General features: G+C 73.1%; 21 protein-coding genes. 15 read left to right on the forward strand and 6 right to left on the reverse strand.

Translation table 11 applies throughout. The features are described 5' to 3' along the window. Positions 1-75 precede the first annotated feature (75 nt). From ACNQOV_RS11635 to ACNQOV_RS11645, 3 genes are read right to left on the reverse strand one after another with little or no spacing between them, the layout of a single operon-like run. Entirely contained in the window at positions 76-1,464 is a 1,389-nt protein-coding gene (locus ACNQOV_RS11635; RefSeq protein ID WP_416394594.1) for an extracellular solute-binding protein, read from the reverse strand. After that, positions 1,461-2,369 carry a carbohydrate ABC transporter permease gene (locus ACNQOV_RS11640; RefSeq protein ID WP_416394595.1) on the reverse strand — a complete coding sequence of 303 codons (909 nt, stop codon included), beginning with the start codon at positions 2,367-2,369 and terminating at the stop codon, positions 1,461-1,463. Before ACNQOV_RS11640 ends, ACNQOV_RS11635 begins: the two co-directional genes overlap by 4 nt. Before the next feature lie 4 nt (positions 2,370-2,373). Continuing rightward, positions 2,374-3,378, reverse strand: a complete 1,005-nt coding sequence (locus ACNQOV_RS11645; RefSeq protein ID WP_416394596.1) for a carbohydrate ABC transporter permease — start codon at positions 3,376-3,378, stop codon at positions 2,374-2,376. A 121-nt stretch (positions 3,379-3,499) separates the two neighbouring features. On the opposite strand from ACNQOV_RS11645, the gene ACNQOV_RS11650 reads away from it, so the two are divergent. Next, positions 3,500-4,744, forward strand: a complete 1,245-nt coding sequence (locus ACNQOV_RS11650) for an ROK family transcriptional regulator (RefSeq protein ID WP_416394597.1) — start codon at positions 3,500-3,502, stop codon at positions 4,742-4,744. Between the two features lie 95 nt (positions 4,745-4,839). After that, entirely contained in the window at positions 4,840-5,646 is an 807-nt protein-coding gene (locus ACNQOV_RS11655; protein WP_416394598.1) for a DUF1684 domain-containing protein, read from the forward strand. A 212-nt stretch (positions 5,647-5,858) separates the two neighbouring features. Here ACNQOV_RS11655 and ACNQOV_RS11660 read toward each other — a convergent pair whose 3' ends face one another. Next, positions 5,859-6,419 (reverse strand): histidine phosphatase family protein, encoded by a 561-nt coding sequence (locus tag ACNQOV_RS11660; RefSeq protein ID WP_416394599.1) that lies wholly within the window; start codon positions 6,417-6,419, stop codon positions 5,859-5,861. A 97-nt stretch (positions 6,420-6,516) separates the two neighbouring features. Between ACNQOV_RS11660 and ACNQOV_RS11665 the strand changes: the two genes are divergently transcribed. From ACNQOV_RS11665 to ACNQOV_RS11675, 3 genes are all read left to right on the forward strand, one after another. Beyond that, a complete protein-coding gene (locus tag ACNQOV_RS11665) occupies positions 6,517-8,001 on the forward strand; it encodes a reverse transcriptase domain-containing protein (protein ID WP_416394600.1) in 1,485 nt (494 codons plus the stop codon). 640 nt (positions 8,002-8,641) lie between these two features. Beyond that, positions 8,642-8,893, forward strand: a complete 252-nt coding sequence (locus ACNQOV_RS11670; RefSeq protein WP_416394601.1) for a DUF4287 domain-containing protein — start codon at positions 8,642-8,644, stop codon at positions 8,891-8,893. An 81-nt stretch (positions 8,894-8,974) separates the two neighbouring features. Then, positions 8,975-9,946 carry a hypothetical protein gene (locus ACNQOV_RS11675; RefSeq protein ID WP_022907235.1) on the forward strand — a complete coding sequence of 324 codons (972 nt, stop codon included), beginning with the start codon at positions 8,975-8,977 and terminating at the stop codon, positions 9,944-9,946. Positions 9,947-9,964: 18 nt separating this feature from the next. Here the strand turns inward: ACNQOV_RS11675 and ACNQOV_RS11680 are convergent, their stop codons facing one another. Both ACNQOV_RS11680 and ACNQOV_RS11685 read right to left on the reverse strand, forming a co-directional pair. Then, a complete protein-coding gene (locus ACNQOV_RS11680; RefSeq protein ID WP_031262492.1) occupies positions 9,965-10,537 on the reverse strand; it encodes a GIY-YIG nuclease family protein in 573 nt (190 codons plus the stop codon). Positions 10,538-10,603: 66 nt separating this feature from the next. Further along, positions 10,604-11,449, reverse strand: coding sequence for a siderophore-interacting protein (locus ACNQOV_RS11685; protein WP_022907237.1), 846 nt, complete (start codon positions 11,447-11,449; stop codon positions 10,604-10,606). A gap of 74 nt (positions 11,450-11,523) precedes the next feature. Here ACNQOV_RS11685 and ACNQOV_RS11690 point away from each other — a divergent pair, with 74 nt between their 5' ends. From ACNQOV_RS11690 to ACNQOV_RS11735, 10 genes are all read left to right on the forward strand, one after another. Beyond that, the gene (locus ACNQOV_RS11690; RefSeq protein WP_022907238.1) at positions 11,524-12,225 is read left to right on the forward strand and encodes a heme oxygenase (biliverdin-producing); all 702 of its coding nucleotides are present in this window, start codon (positions 11,524-11,526) and stop codon (positions 12,223-12,225) included. Positions 12,226-12,360: 135 nt separating this feature from the next. Beyond that, positions 12,361-15,018, forward strand: a complete 2,658-nt coding sequence (locus tag ACNQOV_RS11695; RefSeq protein WP_416394602.1) for a phosphoenolpyruvate carboxylase — start codon at positions 12,361-12,363, stop codon at positions 15,016-15,018. A gap of 143 nt (positions 15,019-15,161) precedes the next feature. Further along, positions 15,162-16,382 carry a multidrug effflux MFS transporter gene (locus ACNQOV_RS11700; protein WP_416394603.1) on the forward strand — a complete coding sequence of 407 codons (1,221 nt, stop codon included), beginning with the start codon at positions 15,162-15,164 and terminating at the stop codon, positions 16,380-16,382. A gap of 56 nt (positions 16,383-16,438) precedes the next feature. After that, positions 16,439-16,777, forward strand: a complete 339-nt coding sequence (locus tag ACNQOV_RS11705) for an STAS domain-containing protein (protein ID WP_022905596.1) — start codon at positions 16,439-16,441, stop codon at positions 16,775-16,777. Then, complete coding sequence (locus ACNQOV_RS11710; protein WP_402262441.1) at positions 16,774-17,187, forward strand: ATP-binding protein; 414 nt, start codon at positions 16,774-16,776, stop codon at positions 17,185-17,187. Before ACNQOV_RS11705 ends, ACNQOV_RS11710 begins: the two co-directional genes overlap by 4 nt. Positions 17,188-17,380: 193 nt before the next feature. After that, on the forward strand, positions 17,381-18,340 hold the full coding sequence (locus ACNQOV_RS11715) for an AraC family transcriptional regulator (protein ID WP_416394604.1): 960 nt from the start codon (positions 17,381-17,383) through the stop codon (positions 18,338-18,340). Positions 18,341-18,364: 24 nt separating this feature from the next. Continuing rightward, positions 18,365-18,928, forward strand: coding sequence for an RBBP9/YdeN family alpha/beta hydrolase (locus tag ACNQOV_RS11720; protein ID WP_416394605.1), 564 nt, complete (start codon positions 18,365-18,367; stop codon positions 18,926-18,928). 231 nt (positions 18,929-19,159) lie between these two features. After that, the gene (locus ACNQOV_RS11725) at positions 19,160-20,281 is read left to right on the forward strand and encodes a hypothetical protein (RefSeq protein WP_416394606.1); all 1,122 of its coding nucleotides are present in this window, start codon (positions 19,160-19,162) and stop codon (positions 20,279-20,281) included. 98 nt (positions 20,282-20,379) lie between these two features. Continuing rightward, a complete protein-coding gene (locus tag ACNQOV_RS11730) occupies positions 20,380-21,225 on the forward strand; it encodes a Nif3-like dinuclear metal center hexameric protein (RefSeq protein ID WP_416394608.1) in 846 nt (281 codons plus the stop codon). Positions 21,226-21,227: 2 nt separating this feature from the next. Continuing rightward, positions 21,228-21,962, forward strand: coding sequence for a zinc ribbon domain-containing protein (locus ACNQOV_RS11735; protein ID WP_416394610.1), 735 nt, complete (start codon positions 21,228-21,230; stop codon positions 21,960-21,962). Positions 21,963-22,054: the final 92 nt, after the last annotated feature.

Below are 22,054 nucleotides of genomic sequence, written 5' to 3' on the forward strand. Positions count from 1 at the left end.
TCCTTGTCGGTTCGCGGTGGTCGGTGGGTCCGTCCTGGAGGCACAGGGTGTGCCGGCTGGTCGGGTCGTGGTCCGCTAGACGCGGACCTTGTCGTAGTCCTTCGGCAGCGCGAACGGTGCGTAGGTCTGCATCATCGGGTCGACGCGGTTCTGTGCCCGCTCGACGGCCTGCTCCGGAGTGGCGGTGCCGAGGAGCACGCTGGAGCGCGCGTCGGCGAGGGAGTCCCACCACGCGCCGCCGACGGGCAGCGGCGGGCGGCAGGTGCTCGCGGTGATCGACTCGACGAAGTACCGGATCGACTTCGCGGAGCCGTTCGGGTCCTCGAGCGCGGCGATGTTCGTCGGGACGCTCGTCGCGGGGACCATGTAGGTCTCCTGGCCGCGCTTGCCCGTGAAGTACTTCATGAGCTCCCACACCGCCTTGGTCTTCTTCGACCCCTTCGGCAGGCAGAGCGCGAAGCCGCCCGACCAGGTGTACTTCGGGTCGCCCTCCTGCTGCACGGGCAGGTACGCGGTCGTCCAGTCGAGGTCCTTCGGACCGTAGTTGTCGAACGTCTGGATGGTCGACGGCACGCTGACCATGAAGGCCATGCGGTTCGCGAGGAACGCGGTCTGCCCCGGCGGGTGGCCGGTCGGTTCGTAGGTCGCGATGAAGGTGTCGGCGTCACGGTACCCGTAGCGCTTCGCCCACTCGGCGTAGAAGTCGTAGATGCCGCGGACGCTCGCGGAGTCCATCGTCATCCGGGATTCCTGTTGGTCGTAGTACGACGCCCCGAGTCCGAGGCCCCAGGTGAACGGCCAACCCTCGCCGTACCACGGCAAGAGGCCCATGTGCGTGTAGTCGCCCGCCGACTTCTTCGTGACCTGCTGGCTGACCTCCCACATCCGGTCCATCGTCACGGGGCCGTTCTGCTCCCAGTCGAACTCGTCGAGGTCCACCCCGGCGTCCTTGAGCATCGTGCGGTTGACGAACATGCCGCGGGCATCGGTGTCGTGCGGGAGGCCGTACGTCTTGCCCTCGTAGGAGACCTCGCCGACCGCGAAGCCGAGCCACTGCGACAGGAACTCCTCCTTCGACTGGTCCTCGTACTCGGCGATGAGGTCGTCGATGGGTTCGATGAGTCCGATCGCCGCGTACTGCGCGGCACTGAACCGGTCGAGCAGCCAGAGGTCCGGAGCCGTCCCGCCGCGGACCGCCGTGATGATGCTCGTCGCGTCCCCGGTGCCCTGTGACGGGACGACGTCCACCCGGACATCCACCTCGGGGTGCAGCTGCTTGAACTGGTCGATCACCTTCGTCTGGAACGGGACGAACGTGCCCGTGACGCCCCAGAGCGACACCTGGTTCGGGTTCGACGACCGGGATCCGGTCGCGCACCCCGCGGCGAGCAGTGCGAGCGCACCGGCACCGGCCGTGGCGGTCGCCCCCCGCAGGAAGGATCGGCGGCTGAACGCGGAGGTCATTTGAAGCTCCCGATCTGGACGCCCTTGAGGAACGTCCGCTGGAACACGAAGAACAGGATCACGAGCGGCAGGATGATGAGCACCGAGGCCGCCATCAGCTGGTTGAACTGGAAGTCCTGCGAGTTGTTGAGCCGGAACACCTGCAGACCGATCGACAGCGTCTGCACACTTTGGTCCTGCAGGTAGATGAGCGGTCCGAGGAAGTCGTTCCACGCGCCGACCGCGGCGAAGATGCCGACTGTCACGAGGGCCGCACGCGCCTGCGGGAACACGATCGTCCAGAGGATGCGCCACTCGGACGCCCCGTCCATGCGGGCGGCGTCGAGGAGGTCCTTCGGGATCTGCAGCAGGAACTGTCGGAGCAGGAAGGTGTAGAACGCGGACCCGAACAGCGCCGGCACCACGAGCGGCAGGAAGGTGTTGATCCAGCCGAGCCGCGCGTACAGGTCGAACATCGGGATGAGGGTCACCGGGAAGGGGATGAACAGCGTCGCGAGCACGACGTAGAACAGCCGGTCGCGGCCGCGCCACTCGATGCACGCGAACCCGTACGCGATGACGAGGTTCGACACGACCGAGAACATCGTCACGAGGACCGTGATGACGAGCGTGTTCCGGAAGAACGTGAAGAACGGCATCGCCTGCACCGCTTGGGCGAAGTTGCCCCAGTCGAGCCAGTGCGGGAACCACGTCGCGGGGAAGGCGCCGAGCTCGGTGTTGCCCTTGAGCGCCGAGATGACCATCCAGTAGATCGGGATGAGGAACAGCACGCTCATGGCGATGAGCACGATGCGCGCCGTGACCGACGACCAGACGGAGCGGACGGACCCGTCGGCGTTGCGGGACGCCCCGCGGTCACCCTTCGCAGCGGCGGTGGTGATGGACTTCGTCACTTCGGTGGTCATGGCGTCACTCCCCGGTCACGTCGTAGTTCACGAACCGCTTGGACAGCCAGTAGACGAGCCCTGACAGGAGCATCCCGGCGAGGAACAGCAGGACGGCCATCGCGCTCGCGAACCCGAGCTGCGCGTAGCTGAACGCGTTCTTGTAGAGGTAGAGCATGTAGAACAACGTCCCGTTGTCCGGCGACCCGAGGCCTCCCGTCCCGGACGAGATCACGTACGCCTCGGTGAAGACCTGCAGGCCGTTGCTGATCCCGGTGATGAGGTTGAACAAGATCACGGGGGAGAGCAGCGGCAGCGTCAGCGCGAAGAACTGCCGCACCGGACCCGCGCCGTCCACGCGCGCGGCCTCGTAGAGCGTCTTCGGGATGCCCCGCATGCCGGCGAGGAAGATCAGCGCCGCGTTGCCGGCACCCATCTGGGCGAGGGCGATGATGACGAGCTTCGCCGTCGTCGGGTCGCCGAGCAGGTTCGTCGCCGGCACGCCCACGAGCTTGAGCGCCTGGTTCACGAGCCCGGTCTGCGGGTTCACCAGCACGACGAAGATGAACGCGAGCGCGAACGTCGGGATGAGCGACGGAATGTACAGCGCCGTCCGGTACCAGCTGATCTCGCGGACGTCCTGGTTCATGGCGATCGCGATGATGATCGCCACCACGATGCCGACCGGCACCGCGATCACCGCGTAGAACACCGTGTTGCCCACCGCGGTGTGGACCAGCGGGTCGATGAACGCTGCGACGTAGTTGCCCAACCCGACCCAGGTCGCGCCCTGCATGCCCGAGTACCGGGTGAGGCTGATCGCGAAGGAGTACACGAGCGGGTACCCGATGAACACGAGCACGCCGACGATCCACGGGGACACGAACCCGAGCCCGATCCGCAGACGGCGCTTCTCGGCAGCGGTCCACGGGCGCTTCTCGCGGTGGCGTCGGCCGGAACCCGCGGTGGTGATGCTGCGGGTCGTCGGCCTCGGAGGTGCTGCGGTCCCAGTTCGTGTCGTCGTCGTCACGAGCGTCCTCTCGCATCCCGGACCACCTCGTCGTGGCCTCGGTCGAACTCGAGGTCCGCCCGACGGGATCGGTTCAATCCAATCGATTGACAAAACCTCTCGGGCAAGGATGCTAGGGAGCATGGAGCAGCCCCGTCAACCATCTCGGCACACCGTGCTGCATGGTGGAACGCCCCACGGCGGGACGAACATCGCCGACGTCGGGACGCGCAACCGCGCCCTCGTGCTCGACCTCGTCCGCCGCTCCGGCCCGCTCCACCGCGTCGCCCTCGCCCGCAGCACCGGACTCAGCGCCCAGACCGTCTCGAACATCGCCGCGCGGCTCGTCGCCGAGGGACTCGTGCGCGAGGACGGGGAGCGGGCGCTCGCCGTGGTGCCGTCGGCGCGGACGGGGATCGGCGTGCACCTCGATCCCGCCGCGTTCGAGGTCGTGCTCGTCGACCTCACGGGGACCGTGCTCGCGGCCGAGCACCACGACATCGCGGCGCACACGGCTCCTGGAGCGGTGGTCGACGCGATGGCCGCCGCGATCGGACGCCTCCGGGCCGAGGCTCCGGGGCGGACCGTGGACGGGGTCACGGTGGCCGTTCCCGGTCCGATCGACACCGTCTCCGAACGGCTCGGGACGCCCGCCCAGCTGCGCCCGTGGTCCGAGTACCCGCTCGCCCTCGAGCTCGCCGCACGCACGGGCGCCGCGGTCCACCTCGAGAAGGACGCCACCGCCGGGGCGTTCGGTGAGGCCTGGACGACGCCGGAGCCCGAGGACCTGGTGGCGGTGCACCTCGGCAGCGGGGTCAGTGCTGCCGCGGTGGCCTCGGGCGAGGTCGTCCGGGGCTCGACCGGGAACGCGGGGGAGTTCGGCGGCATGCCGGTGTTCGCCCACGGTCGGTGGACCGCGGTGTGGGAGGCGTGCCAACCGCTGCAGCAGGTCCGGCGCGCCGTGTCCGCGGGGGTCCTCGAAGCCGAGGTCGCGTCCGACGACGCCGCGGCCGTCCGCGCCGCCTACGCCCGGATGTGTCGGGAGCCAGCCGCTGCCGGCCTCGTCGCCGAGGGCGGGTCGGCGCTCGGCTCGGCGCTCGCACACGTGGTCGAGCTCCTCGACGTGCCGCGGGTCACGATCGGCGGCAGCGCAGCGGTCCTCGGTGGTGAGCGGTTCCTCGACGCGGTCCGCTCACGACTCCGCGACCGATTGCCACGTGGGCCGTTCGCCGAGGTCGCGTTCTCCACCGCCGGCGTCGTGGCCGTCGCACGCGGCGCGGCGTGCTCCGCGATCGCGCGGAGCCTCACGACAGCGGCTCCGGTCCCGACGGCGCGGCAGCGGACGGGAGGCTCGGTGCAGGCCCGCAGCATCAGCCATCCCTGGTGAGCGACGTGCGTCGGGCAGGCGGGGCGTGCCTCCAGGACGGCACTGTCGTCACGGGCCGCGTCGCGGCGGCGACCAGGACGCCGTAGGTTCGCTGCATGACGACCGCGACGACCGCTCCCGACTTCGCCACCGCCTGGACGACCTGGCACGACGCCCACGAGGCGGCCCGGGCCAGCGAGCACGGGTTCCTCGCGATCACGAGCATCCGGTGGCTGCAGGCCGAGCCCGAACGGTTCGAGGACGCACCCGGCGCCTGGTCGACCTCCGAGGACGGGCCGGTGGTGGCGCTCGACCCGGGGCAGTCGATCGAGGTCGACGGACAGGTCGTGACCGGCACCCACTGGTTCGGGTCGCTCGCCGAGCGGTCCGGCGTCGACGTGGTGTGGCACGACGGTGACGAGTCCGTCGTCATCGAGGTCGCGCGGCGCGGCGGCAGCGACATCGTCCGGCCGCGGCGTCCCTCGGCGCCGCTCCGCGTGTCCTACCGGGGCACACCGGCGTACGCGCCAGACCCCGCGTTCGCCGTCGAGGCACGGTTCGAGCCGTTCGACGAGCCGCGCGAGGTCACGGTGGGATCGGTCGTCGACGGACTCCAGCACGTCTACACCGCGCCGGGCGTGCTGCGGTTCGAGCTCGACGGGCCGCGCGCGCTCACGGCGTTCAACGGGTACGGCGACGGGCTGCTCGTGCTGTTCACTGACCGGACCTCGGGCGTGACGACGTACGCCGCGACGCGGAGCCTCGACGTGCCGGCCCCGGACGCCACCGGCCGCACGACGATCGACTTCAACCGGGCGACGAACCTGCCGTGCGCCTACACCCCGCACGCGACGTGCCCGCTGCCTCCCGCGGAGAACCGGCTCGACGTGGCCGTCGAGGCCGGGGAGCGCCTGCCCGCCTGACGCGGGGCGCGGGGGCGCGGACTCGGTACGACATCGTCGGTGTCGTACGACGTCGGCGTAGTCGTTGATTGCGTGCGCGGGGTGTTGCGCACGCCAGGTTGCGACGAGCCCGCTGTCGTACGACGTCGACGTTGTCGTTCGGCGTCAGCACGCGCGTCGGCGGCAGCGGACCCCCGGCCCCCGGCCCCCGGACCCCCGGACCCCCGGACCCGTCAGAGCGCCACGACCCGGACCCACCCGCTCGTGGCACGCCACGCGACCGGGTCGAACGAGAACACGCTGCCCATGCCCGGCTGGTCGAGCGCACGGGAGACCGGGACGCCCCGCAGATCCGCGAGCAGCAGCGCTCCGACCGCACCGTGCGACACGATCGTCACGTCGCCGTCGTCTGCCAGCGCCCGGACGGCACGGACGATGCGCGCCCGGGCGTCGACGGCGCGCTCCCACCCGCGGACCGACACCTCCGGCGCGGCGAAGAACGCGTCGACGACGCCCTCGAACTCGTCGAACGGCAGGTGACCGGTGGCGCTCCGGTCGATCTCGCCGAGGGCGGCGTCCGTCGAGGGGACGACCCCCACCGCCGCCGCGAGGATCCCGGCCGTGTCGATCGCCTTCTGCTCGGTGCTCGACACGATGCGACCGACCCCCGGGGCCCAGGCCACCGCGGCGGCACCGGCGGCGCGCTCCCGACCCGCGGCGGACAGCCCCCACGACTCGATCGGACGCGCCGGGTCGACGACCACCTCGGCGTGGGTCAGGAAGAACGAGGGCACGTCCCGACCCTACGCACCCGCGGCGTGCGGACGGGAGGCGCGGGGCGGGCCCGATCCGCGCCTCCCGTCCGTCAGCGGGTCGCCGTAGGGTGAGCGCGTGGAGTTCCCGGGGGAGGCGGCCGACGCGCGTGACGCGTCGACCTCTCCGGGGTCACCCCGGGGCACGCAGGACCAGCAGGACGACACGCCCCGAGCGGGACGGCGCGCTCCGCGCGCGACGCCGCACGGAGGCACCGACGGGTCCTCCGGGAACCCCACGCCCCTCACCGTCGTCGCCGGCGCCCTCGCCGACGCGTTCCTCGCCGCCGAACACTGGCGACCGGACGACCTGACCGCCGCCGGCTGTGCCGTGGTCGGCGTCGAGCGCGCCTACGTCGGACTCGCCGTCGCCGCGGCCCTCGCCGCCTACCCGCGGCCACCGGTCGACGCACCCCGGCAGCTCGCGGCGGTGCTCGAGGCGTCGCCGCGCCTCGCCGAGCTGCACCGCGCCCGCGAGGCCCGTCGTCCGGTGCGGGTCCTCGTGCGTCGGGCGACCGCGGTCCGGGCCAGGCCGGAGACCACGAGCCGACTGCTCGTCGACACCCTCCCGGAGCTGGCACGGGAACTCGACCTGACCGTCGGCCGGCTGCTCTGGCTCGCGGACACCCGCGGCTGGAACCGCCGGGCGGGTGCGTCGAGCCCGCTGCTCCACCACCGGCACGAGTGGGTTCGTCGCCCGGGTCGGACGCCCCGCCTGCTCGAGAAGCCGATGGACATGCTTCGGCGCACCCAGCGGACGATCCTCGACGAGCTCCTCACCGCCCTGCCCGTGCACGACGCGGCGCACGGCTTCGTCGGCGGTCGCAGCGTCGTCACCGGGGCCGCGCTGCACACCGGACAGCAGGTCGTCGTCACCGCCGACCTGACGTCGTTCTTCGCGAGCGTCACCGCTCCCACCGTGTACGGCGTCTTCCGCACCGCGGGCTTCGCGGAGCCGCTCGCGCACGTGCTCACCGGGGTCTGCACGAACCGGGTGCCCGTGCACGTGCTCAGCGCGATGCCGGACGGCGGGACGCCCGAGGAGCGCCAGGTGCTCCGCAGCATGCTCCGCGAGGCGCACCTGCCCCAGGGCGCACCGACCTCACCCGCCCTGGCGAACACCGCGCTGCGACACCTCGACGCCCGCCTCGCCGGGTGGGCGGCCTCGGTCGGCGCGGTCTACACGCGGTATGCCGACGACCTGACGTTCAGCGGGGACGACCGGCTCGCCGCACGACCGGACGCCTTCCTGCGCGGCGTCGACCGGATCGTCACCGAGCAGGGACTCCGGCTGAACCCGTCGAAGACCCGGGTGCGGCGACGGGGCTCGCGACAGTCGGTCACCGGGGTCGTCGTCAACGAGCGGACGTCTCCCGGTCGGCGCGAGGTGGACCGGCTGCACGCGATCCTGCACAACGCCGCCGAGCACGGTCCGGCGTCGCAGAACCGTGCCGGGCACCCCGACTTCCGGGCACACCTGCTCGGACGGATCGGCTGGGTCGAGCAGGTGCACCCGGGGCGCGCCCGGCGTCTGCGCGAGGAGTTCGCCCGCATCGTGTGGTGACCCCGGGCTGCTCGCACGCGGGTGTGACGCCGGGCGCAGGCGGGGTGGGTGGGGTGCGCGGTGCGCGGTGCGCGGACGTGCCTCGCACGGTGCGGGTTCGTTCACTCGGCGCGACGTTGGCCGCTCGGTGCGGGCCTCCAGCGGCGCACGGGGCGGGCAAGCTCGCACGGAGTGGCGGACGTCGCACCGTGCTGCACGGCGGCGTGGCGGTTCGCACGGTGCGGGTTCGTTCACTGGGTGCGGCGTTGCCCGCTCGGTGCGGGCTTTTAGCGGCGCACGGGGCGGGCAAGTTCGCACGGGGTGGCGGCCGTCGCACGGTGCGGCGCGGCGGCGTGGCGGTTCGCACGGTGCGGGTTTGTTCACTGGGTGCGGCGTTGCCCGCTCGGTGCGGGCTTGTAGCGGCGCACGGGGCGGGCAAGCTCGCACGGAGTGGCGGACGTCGCACCGTGCTGCACGGCGGCGTGGCGGCTCGCATGGTGCGGGCTCGTTTACTGGGTGCGAGGTTGCCCGCTCGGTGCGGGCTTGTAGCGTTGCACGGGGCGGTCAAGTTCGCACGGGGTGGCGGACGTCGCACCGTGCGGCCTCCACCACCGGAGCGGACGCCCCACGAGCCGGGCGCGCCCAGGGCTATCGTGACGCCATGACCGCACACCGCGTGACCGCTCCGGAGCCCGCCGCCGACGGCAGCACGCCGAAGGGGCCGGCGTCGTACTTCCCGAGCATCGAGAAGACGTACGGTCGCCCGGTGCAGGAGTGGCTCGACCTCGTCGCCGACCGGCTGGACGACCACCGGCACATGGAGGTCGTCGGCTGGCTGAAGGCCGAGCACGGCATGGGGCACGGGCACGCGAACGCCCTCGTCGGGTACGTGCGGAACTCCCTCGCTGACTGACGGCCGTGCCCGTCGCCGTCGCCGTGGTGGACGGAGCGGGTGGGTCGGGCGGTTGTCGGTGGTGCTGCCTAGCGTGAGGGCGTGGCCGAACCCGTCGACGCGTGGTGGCGCCGCCGACAGTGGTCGCGCGGCGTCCCGGTGCCGTACGCCGTGGGCGAGTTCCGCGCCGAGTGGTCCTCGTACCCGGTGCTCGTCCGGCAGTACCACCCGGAGTGGAACCACGGCGTCGTCCTCAGTCAGGTGCCGCCCGCTGCCGAGGTCCTGCTGACGTGGGAGTGCGACGTCGGGCACGTGTTCGTCGCGACGCCGGCCGAGCAGCGCTCCCGTCCCGGTCGTGAACGGCGCCGGTCGGTCTGGTGCCCCGAGTGCGCCGTGCAGGCGCAGCCGCAGCGCTGGCCGGTGCTGCCCGCGGACTGGCCGAGTGCCGTGCCGACCCCGCAGCGGGTGGTGCGGGTGACCGGTCGGCAGACCCTGCCGGCGGCCCCGGCCAGGGGCGTCCCCGCGGGTGCGGTCGCGTCCTCGCGGTCGGGTCCTCGACGCCCGGACCCGGGAGCACCCCGCAGGCCCCGTGCCGCGGGGGTCCCGCGGTCGATCTGCCCGAAGACACCGCGGCTGCCATCGGGGGAGTCGTTCACGAGCGTCTGCGCCCCGGCGACGGCGTCCGCGGTCGAGGCCGAGCTGCGAGCGGCCCTGGCGGAGCGGTTCGCCTTCACGTTCGACCACTCCGCGATCCGGCTCGACCGGCCCTTCTTCGACCACGTCGAGGTGTGGCCGGACGTCATCCTGCCGGAGCTCCGTGTCGCGATCGAGTACGACTCCACCGGTCGGCACGGCCTCGAGCACGTCGGGCCCCGGCAGGAGACCGACCGCCGGAAGGACCGGGCGGTGCGCGGCGTCGGCTGGGAGGTCGTGCGCGTCCGCACCGGGCGGCTGCAGGCCATCGGGCCGTACGACCTCGAGGTCTCCGGGATCTCCGGCCGGACGATCGCCCGCCTGGTCGACACGCTGCGCGAGGTCCGCGGCGCCCTGTTCGTCGACGCGTACGCGCGCTGACGCGCGGGCGGCCGGGCGTCAGCCGCGCAGTGCCAGCGCCTCGCTCGTCCACCGGGCGTGCAGCTCCCACGGGTCGCTCACCCCGGCGGACACGACGGCGACGTGCTCGAGCAACTCCGGCGTCACCCGGAACCACTCGGTGCCCGGGTACCGCGTCGCCCGGAACTGCCCGTGCCGCCGTCGCTCGAGCGTCCGGTCGCCGCGCTCGAAGCCGAGCAGGTCCTGGTGCGGGATCGCCGCCAGCCGCTGCCGCGGGTTCGTGGTCGTCCCGATCTTGATCCGGTCGCCGAAGTCGTCCCGCATCCGCAGGTAGTAGACGACGTCGACGCGGGGCGGGGCGAGGTCCCCGTCCGGCACCTCACCCCAGCGCCACTCGCACCGCGCGCACACCGCGCCGGACGGGAAGCGCACGCCGACCCCTGCTCCGCAGACCGGGCACGGGCCGGGGAGCACGTCTTCGACGCCGGGGTGCTCGGCGGCGGCGTCGGCCACGAGCAGGACGTGGGTGCCGCACAGCGGCACCGCCGGCACCGTCCACCCGGGGTCGGCACCGGCGTCGCAGCCGGGCACGCAGCACGAGAGGGCGACCATGCCGGGAACGCTATCCCGACCCACCGACGCGAGCCGCGCCTCCCGACCGGCCACCGCGGCACGCGGTCACTCCGTGAAGATGACCCCGATCGGTTCGCGCTTCTCCTCCTGGAACCGGTCCTCGGCACGGCCGAGCGCCCAGTACGCGGACAGCGACATCTCGGACTTCTCGAGCCCCCAGTCGTCCTGCAGCAGCCGTCGGATCGCCTTCATCGCGGTCCGCTCACCGTGCGCGAACACCTGCACCGGCCGGGAGGCGCGCTCCAGCGAGCGGGCCGCCTCCAGCAGGAGCGTGCCCGGCCGGGCGCCGGTGGCGTCGCGGTGCAGCCAGCGCAGGTCGACCCCGGCCGGGTGCGCGACGGCCTGCTCGTCGGCGGGACCGGCGACCTCGACGAGGGCGACGCCGGTGGCGGTGTCGGCCATCGCCTCGAGCGCGGCGGAGATCGCGGGCAGGGCGCTGTCGTCGCCGAGCAGCACGTGCGTGACGTCCGGGTCGTCCGAGGGCGTGTAGCCGCCGCCGGGGCCGGAGAGCGCGAGCAGGTCGCCGGGCTCGGCGGAGGCGGCCCACGGTCCGGCGAGGCCCTCGTCGCCGTGCACGACGAAGTCGACGGCGATGGTCCGCGCGTCGTGGTCGACCGCGCGGACGGTGTACGTCCGCCGTGCCGGGCGGTCGTGCTTCGGCAGGCTCTCGCGGAGGGACTCGAGGTCGTACGGCGGCGTGAGCCCGAGCGACGGCTTCGCGAGCAGGAGCTTCACGTACTTGTCCGTCGTGCGGAGCCGCTCCGGGTCCGCGGCGCCGACGAACGCGTCGAAGGCGGGACCACCGAGGTGGACGCGGACCATGTGCGGCGAGAGGCGTTCGGTGCGCTGGACGACGAAGACGTGCTGGGGACGTGCGGGTTTCGAGCTCATCGGTGCGAGCTTCCTCTCTCGACTTCTGGGTGCGCTGTGCTTGACGCGCAGGTGACTGAGGTTAGCCTTACCTCATGGACGACACCGTCACCCCGTTCTCCGAGCTGCTGCGCCGCCGCACCCGTCGCACGCAGGGCTCGACGGACGGGGTCGGGTTCATGCCGGACCTGCTCGCCGGACGCTGCGACGTCGCCGAGTACGCGGCGCTGCTCGGACAGTACGCGTTCGTCTACGACGCCCTCGAGCGTGCTGCGGAACGGATGGCGGACCACCCCGTGGCGGCCCCGTTCGTCACCTCGCAGCTCACCCGCATGCCGGCCATCCGCGCCGACCTCGAGTACCTGATCGGTCCGGACTGGTCCGAGCTCGTGTGCCCGCTGCCGGAGACCACCGCCTACGTCCGACGCCTGAACGAGGTCGCGGCCACCTGGCCCGGCGGCTTCGTCGCGCACCACTACACGCGGTGCCTCGGCGACCTGTCCGGCGGACGGCTGATCGGCGGGCTGCTCGCCGAGCAGTTCGGCTTCGAGACGAACGGCGTCCTCTTCTACATCTTCGACCAGGTGGCGGACCCGCGGGCCTTCGAACGGACGTACCGGGAGCAGCTCGACGCCGCCCCGTGGTCGGCCGGTGAACGCGAGCGGGTGATCGCCGAGGTCGAGCTCGCCCACCGGCTCGACAGCGGTCTGCTCGCCGGGCTCGACGCGACGCGCGGCCCCGCCGTCCGGCGCCCGGCGGCCGGGCACGCGGGCGGCGACGTCGCCGCGACCGCGTGAGCGCTCCGACCTGATCCCGGCCCGGTCCCGGGCGTGCAGGCGGTCCGTCCGGACGGTTGTCGTCACCGTCCCCGGTGGGCCGATACGCTGCTGGGATACCGGGACGATGCGCCCGGCCGACCCGGAAAGGACCACATGACGGCGATCGACGGTCAGACGCGGCACGGACGCGCGCGGGACGACGTCAGCGGCGCGGTCGACAGCGACCTGCGTTCCGACGTGCGGTACCTCGGCAAGCTGCTCGGACGGGTGCTCCGCGAGACCGGCGGCGAGGACCTGCTGCACGACGTGGAGAGCCTCCGCGCGGCGGTCATCGACGCGTACGAGGGTGGCGAGGCCACCGGTGCCGCCCGGGCCGAGGCCATCGTCGCGGAGCTGTCCGCCGAGCGTGCCGAAGCCGTGGCCCAGGCCTTCACCACGTACTTCCACCTGACGAACCTCGCCGAGGAGCACCACCGTGTGCGCGTGCTCCGGCACCGCGGGGACGACGGCGGGCTCGCCGGTGACTCGTTCCCGGCGACCTACGCCTCGCTCGTCGAGCAGGTCGGGGACGAGGCCGCTGCCGCCCGGCTCCGCGAGCTGCGGTTCCACCCGGTCCTCACCGCGCACCCGACCGAGGCCCGCCGACGCGCGGTGACCACGGCGGTGCGGCGCATCACCGACCTCATCGACGAGCGCGACCGGACGACGAACGCCACGGCCCTCGCCGAGAACGAGCGACGCCTGCTCGAGGAGATCACCACGCTCCTGCGCACCTCGCCGCTCCGCACGACCCGGCCGACCCCGCTCGACGAGGTCCGCACGGCGATGAGCGTGTTCGACCAGACGCTGTTCGAGATCGTCCCGCAGGTGTACCGCCTGCTCGACGACCGACTGCTCGGCGACGACGCCGGCCGGGTGCCCGTCACCGCACCGGCGTTCGTGCGCTTCGGCACCTGGATCGGCGGCGACCGCGACGGCAACCCGCACGTGACCGCGGACGTCACCCGCCAGGCGGCGGAGATCGCGGCCGAGCACATCCTGCTCGGGCTGTCCCGTGCCGCGACCCGCATCGGCAGCACCCTCACGCTCGACGCGAGCGAGACCCCGGCCGACGCCGGCCTGACCGCGCTCGTCGCCGCGCAGGAGTCCCTCGACCCGGGGATCGCCGAGCGCATCGGCGTCCGCGCACCGAACGAGACGCACCGACGGGCGCTCCTGTTCGTCGCCGCCCGCATCGACGCCACCCGCCGGGGCGAGGCGGACCTGGCCTACCCCGGTCCGGAGGCACTCCTCGCCGACCTCCGCACCATCCAGACCTCGCTCGTCGCAGCCGGTGCCACGCGCCCGGCGAACGGTGAGCTGCAGAACCTCGTCTGGCAGGTCGAGACCTTCGGGTTCCACCTCGCCGAGCTCGAGGTCCGCCAGCACTCGCAGGTGCACCGGAACGCCCTCGCCGAGATCCGCGCCGGTGGCGAGCTGAGCGAGACCACGGAAGAGGTCCTCGCCGTCTTCCGCACGATCGCCGAGCTGCAGGCCCGCTACGGCGTCCGTGCCGCCAACCGCTACATCGTGTCGTTCACGCAGTCGGCGGCGGACCTCGCGAACGTCCACGAGCTCGCCGTCGCCGCGCTCGGGTCCCCAGAGGCCGCACCGGTGCTCGACGTGATCCCGCTGTTCGAGACCTTCGCGGACCTGCACGCCAGCGTCGACATCCTCGACGAGGCCGTCCGCACCGAGCCGTTCCAGCGTCGTCTCGCCGCGACCGGTCGGCGACTCGAGGTCATGCTCGGCTACTCCGACTCCTCGAAGGACGTCGGCCCGGTCTCGGCGAACCTCGCGCTCTACGACGCCCAGGCCCGGATCGCCGACTGGGCGAAGCAGCACGACGTCGAGCTGACGCTGTTCCACGGCCGCGGCGGCTCGCTCGGCCGTGGCGGCGGCCCGGCGAACGAGGCCGTGCTCGCGCAGCCCCGTGGCTCCATCGACGGGCGCCTCAAGCTGACCGAGCAGGGTGAGGTCATCTTCGCCCAGTACGGCGACAAGGACATCGCGGCCCGGCACCTCGAGCAGATGGCCTCGGCCACGCTGTTCGCGTCGTCGCCGTCGAACGAGGACCGCACCGCCGTCGCCGCCACGCGCTTCGCGGACCTGGCGCAGCAGCTCGACGACGTCTCGCGCGAGGCCTTCTACGGCCTGGTGAAGGCCGACGGGTTCGCCCCGTGGTTCGCACGCGTGACCCCGATGGAGGAGATCGGTCTCCTGCCGCTCGGCTCCCGCCCGGCCCGCCGCGGGCTGAGCGTCGAGTCGCTCGAGGACCTCCGCGCGATCCCGTGGGTGTTCTCGTGGACGCAGGCCCGCATCAACCTCGCGGGGTGGTACGGCCTCGGTTCCGCGCTCGAGGCCGTGGGCGACGTGGAGCTCCTCCGCACCGCGTACACCGAGTGGCCCCTGTTCGGCGCCATGATCAAGAACGTCGAGATGTCCCTCGCGAAGACCGATGAGCACATCGCCCGTCGGTACCTCGAGCTCGCCGACCGTGACGACCTCGCCGCCAAGGTGCTCGACGAGATGCTCCGCACGCGCGAGTGGGTCCTGCGGGTCTCGGGCGGGAGCGACGTCCTCGAGGACCGTCCCGTCCTCGCCCGCGCCGTCCGGCTCCGCAGCCCGTACGTCGACGCGCTCTCGCACCTGCAGCTCCGGGCGCTCCGCGCGATCCGCACCTCGGGCAGCACGGACCCGACGGACGGTGACCACCGGCTGCTCCTCCTCACCGTGAACGGGATCGCGGCCGGCCTGCAGAACACCGGCTGATCCGCGCGGACCGGCCGACGGTCGTCGACGCGGCCGCGTCGGTTCAGGAGGCGCGGTGCCAGCCGGCACCGTGCCTCCCGTCCGTGCCGATGCGGGTCCGCACCCCTTGTCGAATCGATTCGGGGGCGCGTAGCGTTGCCGACGTGACGACGGAGCGCACCGGATCGACCAGGCCGACCACGAGCCTGCCGCCGATCCTGCCGCTCGCCCTGATCGTCGGCGTCTCGCCGTTCGCGACCGACATGTACATCCCGGCCCTGCCGGCGATCGCGCGGGACCTCGGGACGACCCCGGGTGCCGTCCAGCTGTCCCTGACGGCGTTCCTCGTCGCGTTCGCGGTCGGCCAGCTGCTCGCCGGTCCCGTGAGCGACGGCATCGGCCGGCGTCCGCTGATGCTCGTCGGCACGGCGGTCTTCGCGGTGGCCTCCGCCGGCTGCGCGCTGGCGCCCGACGTCGGCACGCTCGTCGTGGCACGGGTGTTCCAGGGGTTGGCGGGGGCGGCCGCCGCGGTCGCCGGACGGGCGATGGTCTCCGACGTGGTCGGCGGTCCGCGCATGGCGAAGGTGTTCGGGACGCTCGCGGCCATCAACGCGATCGGGCCCGTGGTCGCGCCGCTGGCCGGGGGAGCGGTGCTGACGATCGGTACCTGGCGGCTCATGTTCGTCGTGCTCGCGGTGCTCGGCACCGTCTTCTTCGTCGCGGTCGTCGTCCGCTTCCACGAGACGCTGCCGCGGGCGTTCCGCGGTGGGGTGGGGCTCGGTGCGAACTGGGCGCGCATCCGTGAGCTGATGGCGATCCCGCGGTTCCGTGCGTACGTCCTGACCGGGGTGCTGTCGACGATCGGGTTCTTCGCGTACATCGCCACCAGCTCGTTCGTCTTCCAGACGGGGTTCGGGTTCTCCGAGGGGATGTACACGATCGTGTTCGCCACGAACGCCTCGATGATGATCGTCACGACGCTCGTCTTCCGGCGCGTGGTCGGCCGGTTCTCCGAGGACGCGCTGCTGTCGTCCGGGCTGGCGCTCGGCACCCTCGGCGCGACCGGCGTGCTCGTCTCCGCCCTCGTCGGGGCCGGGCCGGTGGCGGTCTGGGTCTGCCTCGCGGTCGTGACCGCCGCGTGGGGGTTCGTGCTCCCGGCGGCGATGACCAGGACGCAGCACGTCGGTGCCGCGCACCCCGGGACCGCCGCGGCGCTGCAGGGCGGGTTGACGTTCGGCCTCGGTGGGCTCGGCACGCCGCTCGCGGGGGCGCTCGGCGGGACGGCGGTCGCGATGGGCGCGGTGATGGCGGTGCTCATGGCCGCCGCGGTCGTCGTCCAGCTCGCGGCGACGCGGCGGGACGGACGAGCCTCGACGAGTTCGTGACCCGGACCCGGTAGGTTGCTTGGTGCACCCATGCACCGACACCAGGAGGCACCGACATGGACATCGTCGTACACGAAGCGGACGCGGGTTCCGCCGTGCTCGAGTGCAGCGGCCGGCTCAACATGGTGTCGGCGCCGACCTTCCGCGAGACCGTCGCCAAGGTCGTCGGCGAGGGTCGGAACCGCGTGGTCGTCGAACTGTCCGGCGTGGAGTTCATGGACTCCTCCGGGCTCGGCGCGCTCGTCGGTTCGCTGAAGGCCGCGCGGCAGGCCGGCGGCGACCTCCGCATCGCGGCGCCGTCGGACCAGGTCGAGATGGTCCTCAAGCTCTCCAACATGGACAAGATCCTCCGCACGTACCCGGACGGGGACGCCGCGGTGACCGACTGGGCATGAACGCCGCCGTGGGCGGGCACCGCCTCGACCTGGCGTGTCCGCCGGACGACGTCACGGCGGTGCACACGTTCCTCGCGGGCGTGTGGGACACCGAGCCGACCCTCTCGGCCGAGGACCGGATGGCCCTCGAGCTCGCCCTCGTCGAGCTCACCTCGAACGTCATCGAGCACGCCGCGGCCGGTCGTGGCGTGTCGTGCTCGCTCCGGCTCGACGTCGGGTCCGACGCGGTCGAGGTGCACCTGACCGACGACGGCGTCCCCGTCCCGATCGACCCGTCGGCCGCCCGGCTCCCCGACGCCCTGGCCGAGAGCGGGCGCGGGCTCGCCCTCGTGCAGATGGTCGTCGACGACCTGCGGTACGAGCGGGTCGCGGACCGGAACCGATGGACGGTGCGGCGCGGGCGGCACTGAGCGCCGTCGCGGTCGCGACCGCTGCAGCGGCGGCGCTGGCGGCCGTGCCGACGCCCGCGGTTGCGGCCGGATCGAAAGGGGTGCTCGTCTCGATCCGGCCACGTCGTCCGGATCGCGCACCTGGTGAGCCGGTATCCGCAATGCGTGCGTATCGATCCGATGACTGGCGCGGCGTCGTGTCACGATCCAGTCGATGAACGTCGAGCCCGACCCCAGGATCAGTTTCGAGACGTCCGGGGCAGACCTCGAGGCGGCGATCCACATGTACGAGGACGCCTACGCGAGCGTGGGGTTCCGGGCGCAGCGGACCGAGCGGCCGTTCGCCTACCGCTTCCGGGTCACCGGTGACGAGACGATGTCATTCCGGTCCACGCGGTTCGACGCCCGGATGCAGGGGGAGCTCGAGGCCGGCGACGAGTACGTCGTCATGTGGCTCGCCGACGGCGGCGGGACCGTGGACGTCGGCCGCGACGAGGTCGCCTTCACGCCCGGCACGCCGATGATGTTCCCGACCGGCCGGCCGTTCGCGTTCGACCTGCAGGACGTCCGGCAGAGCCTCGTCCAGTTCGACCGCACGTTCCTCGAGCGGGTCGCGGCCGAGGAGCACGGCACGCAGCCGGCGCCGCTCGTCTTCGACCACACCACGCCGCCGCGACGCGAGGCCCTGCAGGGGTGGAACGCGCAGGTGCGTCGGGCTGCCGAGACCGTGCTCGGGGAGGCATCCGTGTCCCCGCTCGTCCTCGCCGAGACCGCCCGCGAGACCGCCCTCGCCCTGCTCCGCACGTTCCCGCACACCGTCCTCGCTCGCGACGTCGCCCTGCCCCAGGGTGCCACCGGGCGGGTGCGTGAGGCGGTCGAGTACATGCACGCGTTCGCGCACACGCCGATCACCACGACGGACGTCGCCGAGCATGTCGGGCTGAGCGTGCGCGGGCTGCAGCAGGCCTTCCAGCGCCAGGTCGGTTCGGCCCCCAACGCGATGCTGCGCGGGATCCGGCTCGACCGCGTCCACGAGGAGCTCCGCCGTGCCGCCCCGGGCGAGGTCACGGTCGCTGCGATCGCCGTCCGGTGGGGGTTCGCCCACCTCGGACGCTTCTCCGGGGCCTACGCCGCACGCTTCGGCGAGTACCCGCGCGACACCCTGCACGCCTGACCCGCTCCCCGCTACGCTTCGAGGGTGCAGCGACCTCGACCGTGGGTGATCGTCCCCGGGATCTGGAACTCCGACCCGGACCACTGGCAGTCGCGGTGGCAGGACGAACGGTCCGCCGCCGGTCCGGACGCCGGGGGCGTCGTGCGGATCGCACCGACGTCGTGGAGCGGACCCGACCCGGACGACTGGTCCGCCGCGATCAGCCGGGCGGTGGCGAGTGTCGACGAGCCGCCGCTGCTCGTCGCGCACAGCCTGGGCGTGCTCGCTGTCGCCGCGTGGCTCGGGCAGCCCGGACACGCGCCGGTTGCCGGTGCCTTCCTCGTCGCGCCGCCGGACCCGCTCGCCCCGGGGTTCCCGGCGGCTGCCGCGGGCTTCACCGGACCCGCTGCGCGGTCCGCGGTCCCGACGCGGCTCGTGGTCAGCGACGACGACCCGTACTGCACCGTCGACCGTGCGCTCGTGTTCGCCGACGCCCTCGGTGCCGACGTCGTCCGGGTGGGGGCGCTCGGCCACGTGAACGTCGCGAGCGGCATCGGAGCGTGGCCGGCCGGCCGGGCCCTGGTCGAGGACTTCGAGCGCACGCTCTGACTCCTCCGCCGGTGCTTCCGCATCGGTCCGTACATGTCCGTGCGCGTCCGTGCGGGTGTCCCGTGTGCCGTCGGCGTCGTGCCCCGCGGACGACTCCGCCGTGGCCGCGTCGCGGCGGCGTCCTGGTCTTCGTTCGACACGCCGTTCACGTTCGAGGCGATATGGCACGGACTCCGGCGACACACCGCGGATGTCCGCGGAGTTGAGCGTCGCGATATTTATGCTGCGGACATGGAAACGCAGTCCGGTGCACGCACCCCCCTCGTCGACCCGTTCGGTCGCGAGCTCGAGGAGTGGCTCCGTGACGCCCCGGCGACGCGCGCTCCGTACCTGTCGGACCTCGTGGTCCCGCCGGTCACCGGTCCCGTGCAGCGTCCGGACGCAGCGTCGGACGCCCCCGTCGAGTCCGCCACGACCGTCCTCGCTGCGGCCGACACCGCTGCGCCCGTCCCCGCCGACACCGCTGCGGCGCTGCCCGCCGCCGTCGAGTCGGCCGTCGTCGTCGACGCCGTGTCGACCGACGAGGTCGTGTCGGACGCCGTCGCCTTCCGTCGTCCCCGGGACCGTGCCCGGCACGCAGCTGCGTGCGCCCCGTCCTTCCCCGAGCCGCCGGAGCGCATCGCCCTCCGCATCGAGGACCTCGCCGTCGAGGTGTCCTCGACCAGCGGGCGCACGACCATCGAGCGCATCGTGATCCTCGAGGACGAGGTCCGCCGTCGCGACGAGGACCTCGCGCGTCTCGCCGCGTGGGAGGCCACCGTCGCCGGACAGCGCGACCCCGAAGTCGAGGCCGCCCGTACCTTCGCCCACAGCGTCTTCGCGGACCTGCTGGCCGACGCCGCACTCGAGGCCGATCGTCGCGACCGTGCCGCGGCGCGTCGCGCCGCCACCGGGAGTGTGTCCGTCGCCGCCGTCCGCGCCGCCACCCCCGCTCCCGTCCACCCGGCCGGCGAGACGGGCGCGGCTGCCCCTGCGCTCGTCGAGGCGACCGACGTCGACGACGTGATCGACGCCCCGGACGCGACCACGTCCGAACGCGAGGTCGCCGTCCGACCCGTGCTGTCCCTCCCGGTCGTCTCGCCGGTGTCCGCGAACACGCGACCGACGCCGCTCGTCCAGCCGGCGACCGGACCGACGGTCATCGACCGCGCCGCGTTCGCCGCCGCGCTCACGGCGCACGCCGGCGCGACGGCGAGCACGCCGGTCGTGCTGCCGGACGCCGTGGTGCCGCCGACCGTCGACGGTGCCGCAGCCCACGACGCGACCGCAGACCACGCGTCGGCCGGCCGCGCATCTGCCGGCTGGTGGACCCGGCTCGTGGCCCGCATCCTCCGCGCGTTCGGTCGTCGCTGATCCCCGCTCGGCGTCGGAGGTCGTCCACAGGGGCGATCGGCACCGCCGTCGTCCACAGGACGCCCGGGGCCACCCGGTCGGCTCGGTAGACTGACGGGATGCCGACGCTCCGCGAACTCCAGGCCGTGATCGAGGACCTGTGGCCCGCCACCGGCGCCGAGTCCTGGGACTCCGTCGGGCTCGTCGCGGGTGACCCCGAGCAGACCGTCGACCACGTGCACCTCGCGGTCGATGCGGTCCCGGCCACCGCGCGTGAGACGGTCGAGCTCGGTGCCGACCTCCTGCTCACGCACCACCCGCTGCTGCTCCGCGGGGTCACGACCATCGCCGAGTCGACGTACAAGGGCAGCGTGCTCGCCACCCTGGTGCGCGGCGGCGCGGCACTCGTCGCGGCCCACACCAATGCCGACGTCGTCACGACGGGCACATCGGCCGTGCTCGCCGACCGGCTCGGGCTGACCGACCAACGACCCCTCGAACCCGGCACGGACCCGTCGACGGGCATCGGCCGTGTCGGCGAGCTCGCCGAACCGACCACCCTGGGGGCGCTCGCCCGTGCACTCGTGGACCTCCTTCCGGGCACCGCGACCGGTGTCCGCGTCTCGGGTGACTTCGACCAGCCGATCCGGTCCGTCGCCCTCTGCGCCGGTGCCGGTGACGCCTACCTCGGGTACCCCGCCGTGCTCGGGGCCGACGTGTACGTCACGAGCGACCTCCGGCACCACCCCGCGTCCGAGTTCCGCGAGCAGGCGCTGCTCGGCGGCGGGCCGGCCCTCATCGACACCTCGCACTGGGCCACCGAGTGGCTCTGGCTCGACGTCGCCGCCGAGCAGCTCCGCCGTGCGGCGGGCGTCCGCGTCACCGTGAGCGACCTCCGCACCGACCCGTGGGACTTCGCCGTCCTGCCGGCGGCCGAACCCACCACCGACACACAAGGAGTCTGACCATGAAGGCAGCACCCGAGGACCAGGTCATCCTCCTCGACGTCCAGCGTCTCGACAACGACGTCACCCGCATCGCGCACCGCATCACGTCGCTGCAGAAGGGCGACCGGCTCACCGAGCTCAGCACGGCGGCGGCGGGGCTCCGTGCCCGGCTCGCGGCGGCCACGGGCGAGGTCGAGGACGCCGAGCGCGAGCTCGCACGCCTCGAGTCCGACACCGCCACGGCACAGGCCCGGGTCGAGCGCGACACGACGATGCTCCAGAACGTGTCGAGCGCGAAGGACGCCGCGGGTCTGCAGAGCGAGCTCGAGTCGCTGCAGCGTCGCATCGGCGACCTCGAGACGGCCGAGCTCGAGGTGATGGAGCACCTCGACGGCTTCCGCGCCCGGGTCGGCGACATCGAGGCGCAGCTCGCCGACGTCGAGGCCCAGCGCACCGGGCTCGTGGCCGAGCGCGACGCCGAGATCGCGCGGCTCGAGGCCGATCGCGAGTCCGCCACGCAGAGCCGCGCCGCCGTCGCCGCGAAGCTGCCGGCGGACCTCCTCGCGCTCTACGACCGGCAGCGGGCGCGCTACGGTTTCGGTGCGTCGTTGCTGCAGGGTGGCGTGTCGACGGCCTCCGGCGTCACGCTGACGAACTCCGACCTGCAGACGATCCGGCGTGCGGCGCCCGACGACGTGGTGCTCTGCCCGGACAGCGACGCGATCCTGGTGCGGACGGCAGAGTCCGGGCTGTAGTCGCTGGCCGCGGTGCGGACACGGGAGGCGCGGTGCCAGCGGGCACCGCGCCTCGCGTCCGTCTGCTGCCCCGTCCGGAACGCCCCCTTGCG

Source organism: Curtobacterium sp. LFS084, from assembly GCF_047977705.1.
In the GTDB taxonomy this organism is placed as follows: Bacteria; Actinomycetota; Actinomycetes; order Actinomycetales; family Microbacteriaceae; genus Curtobacterium.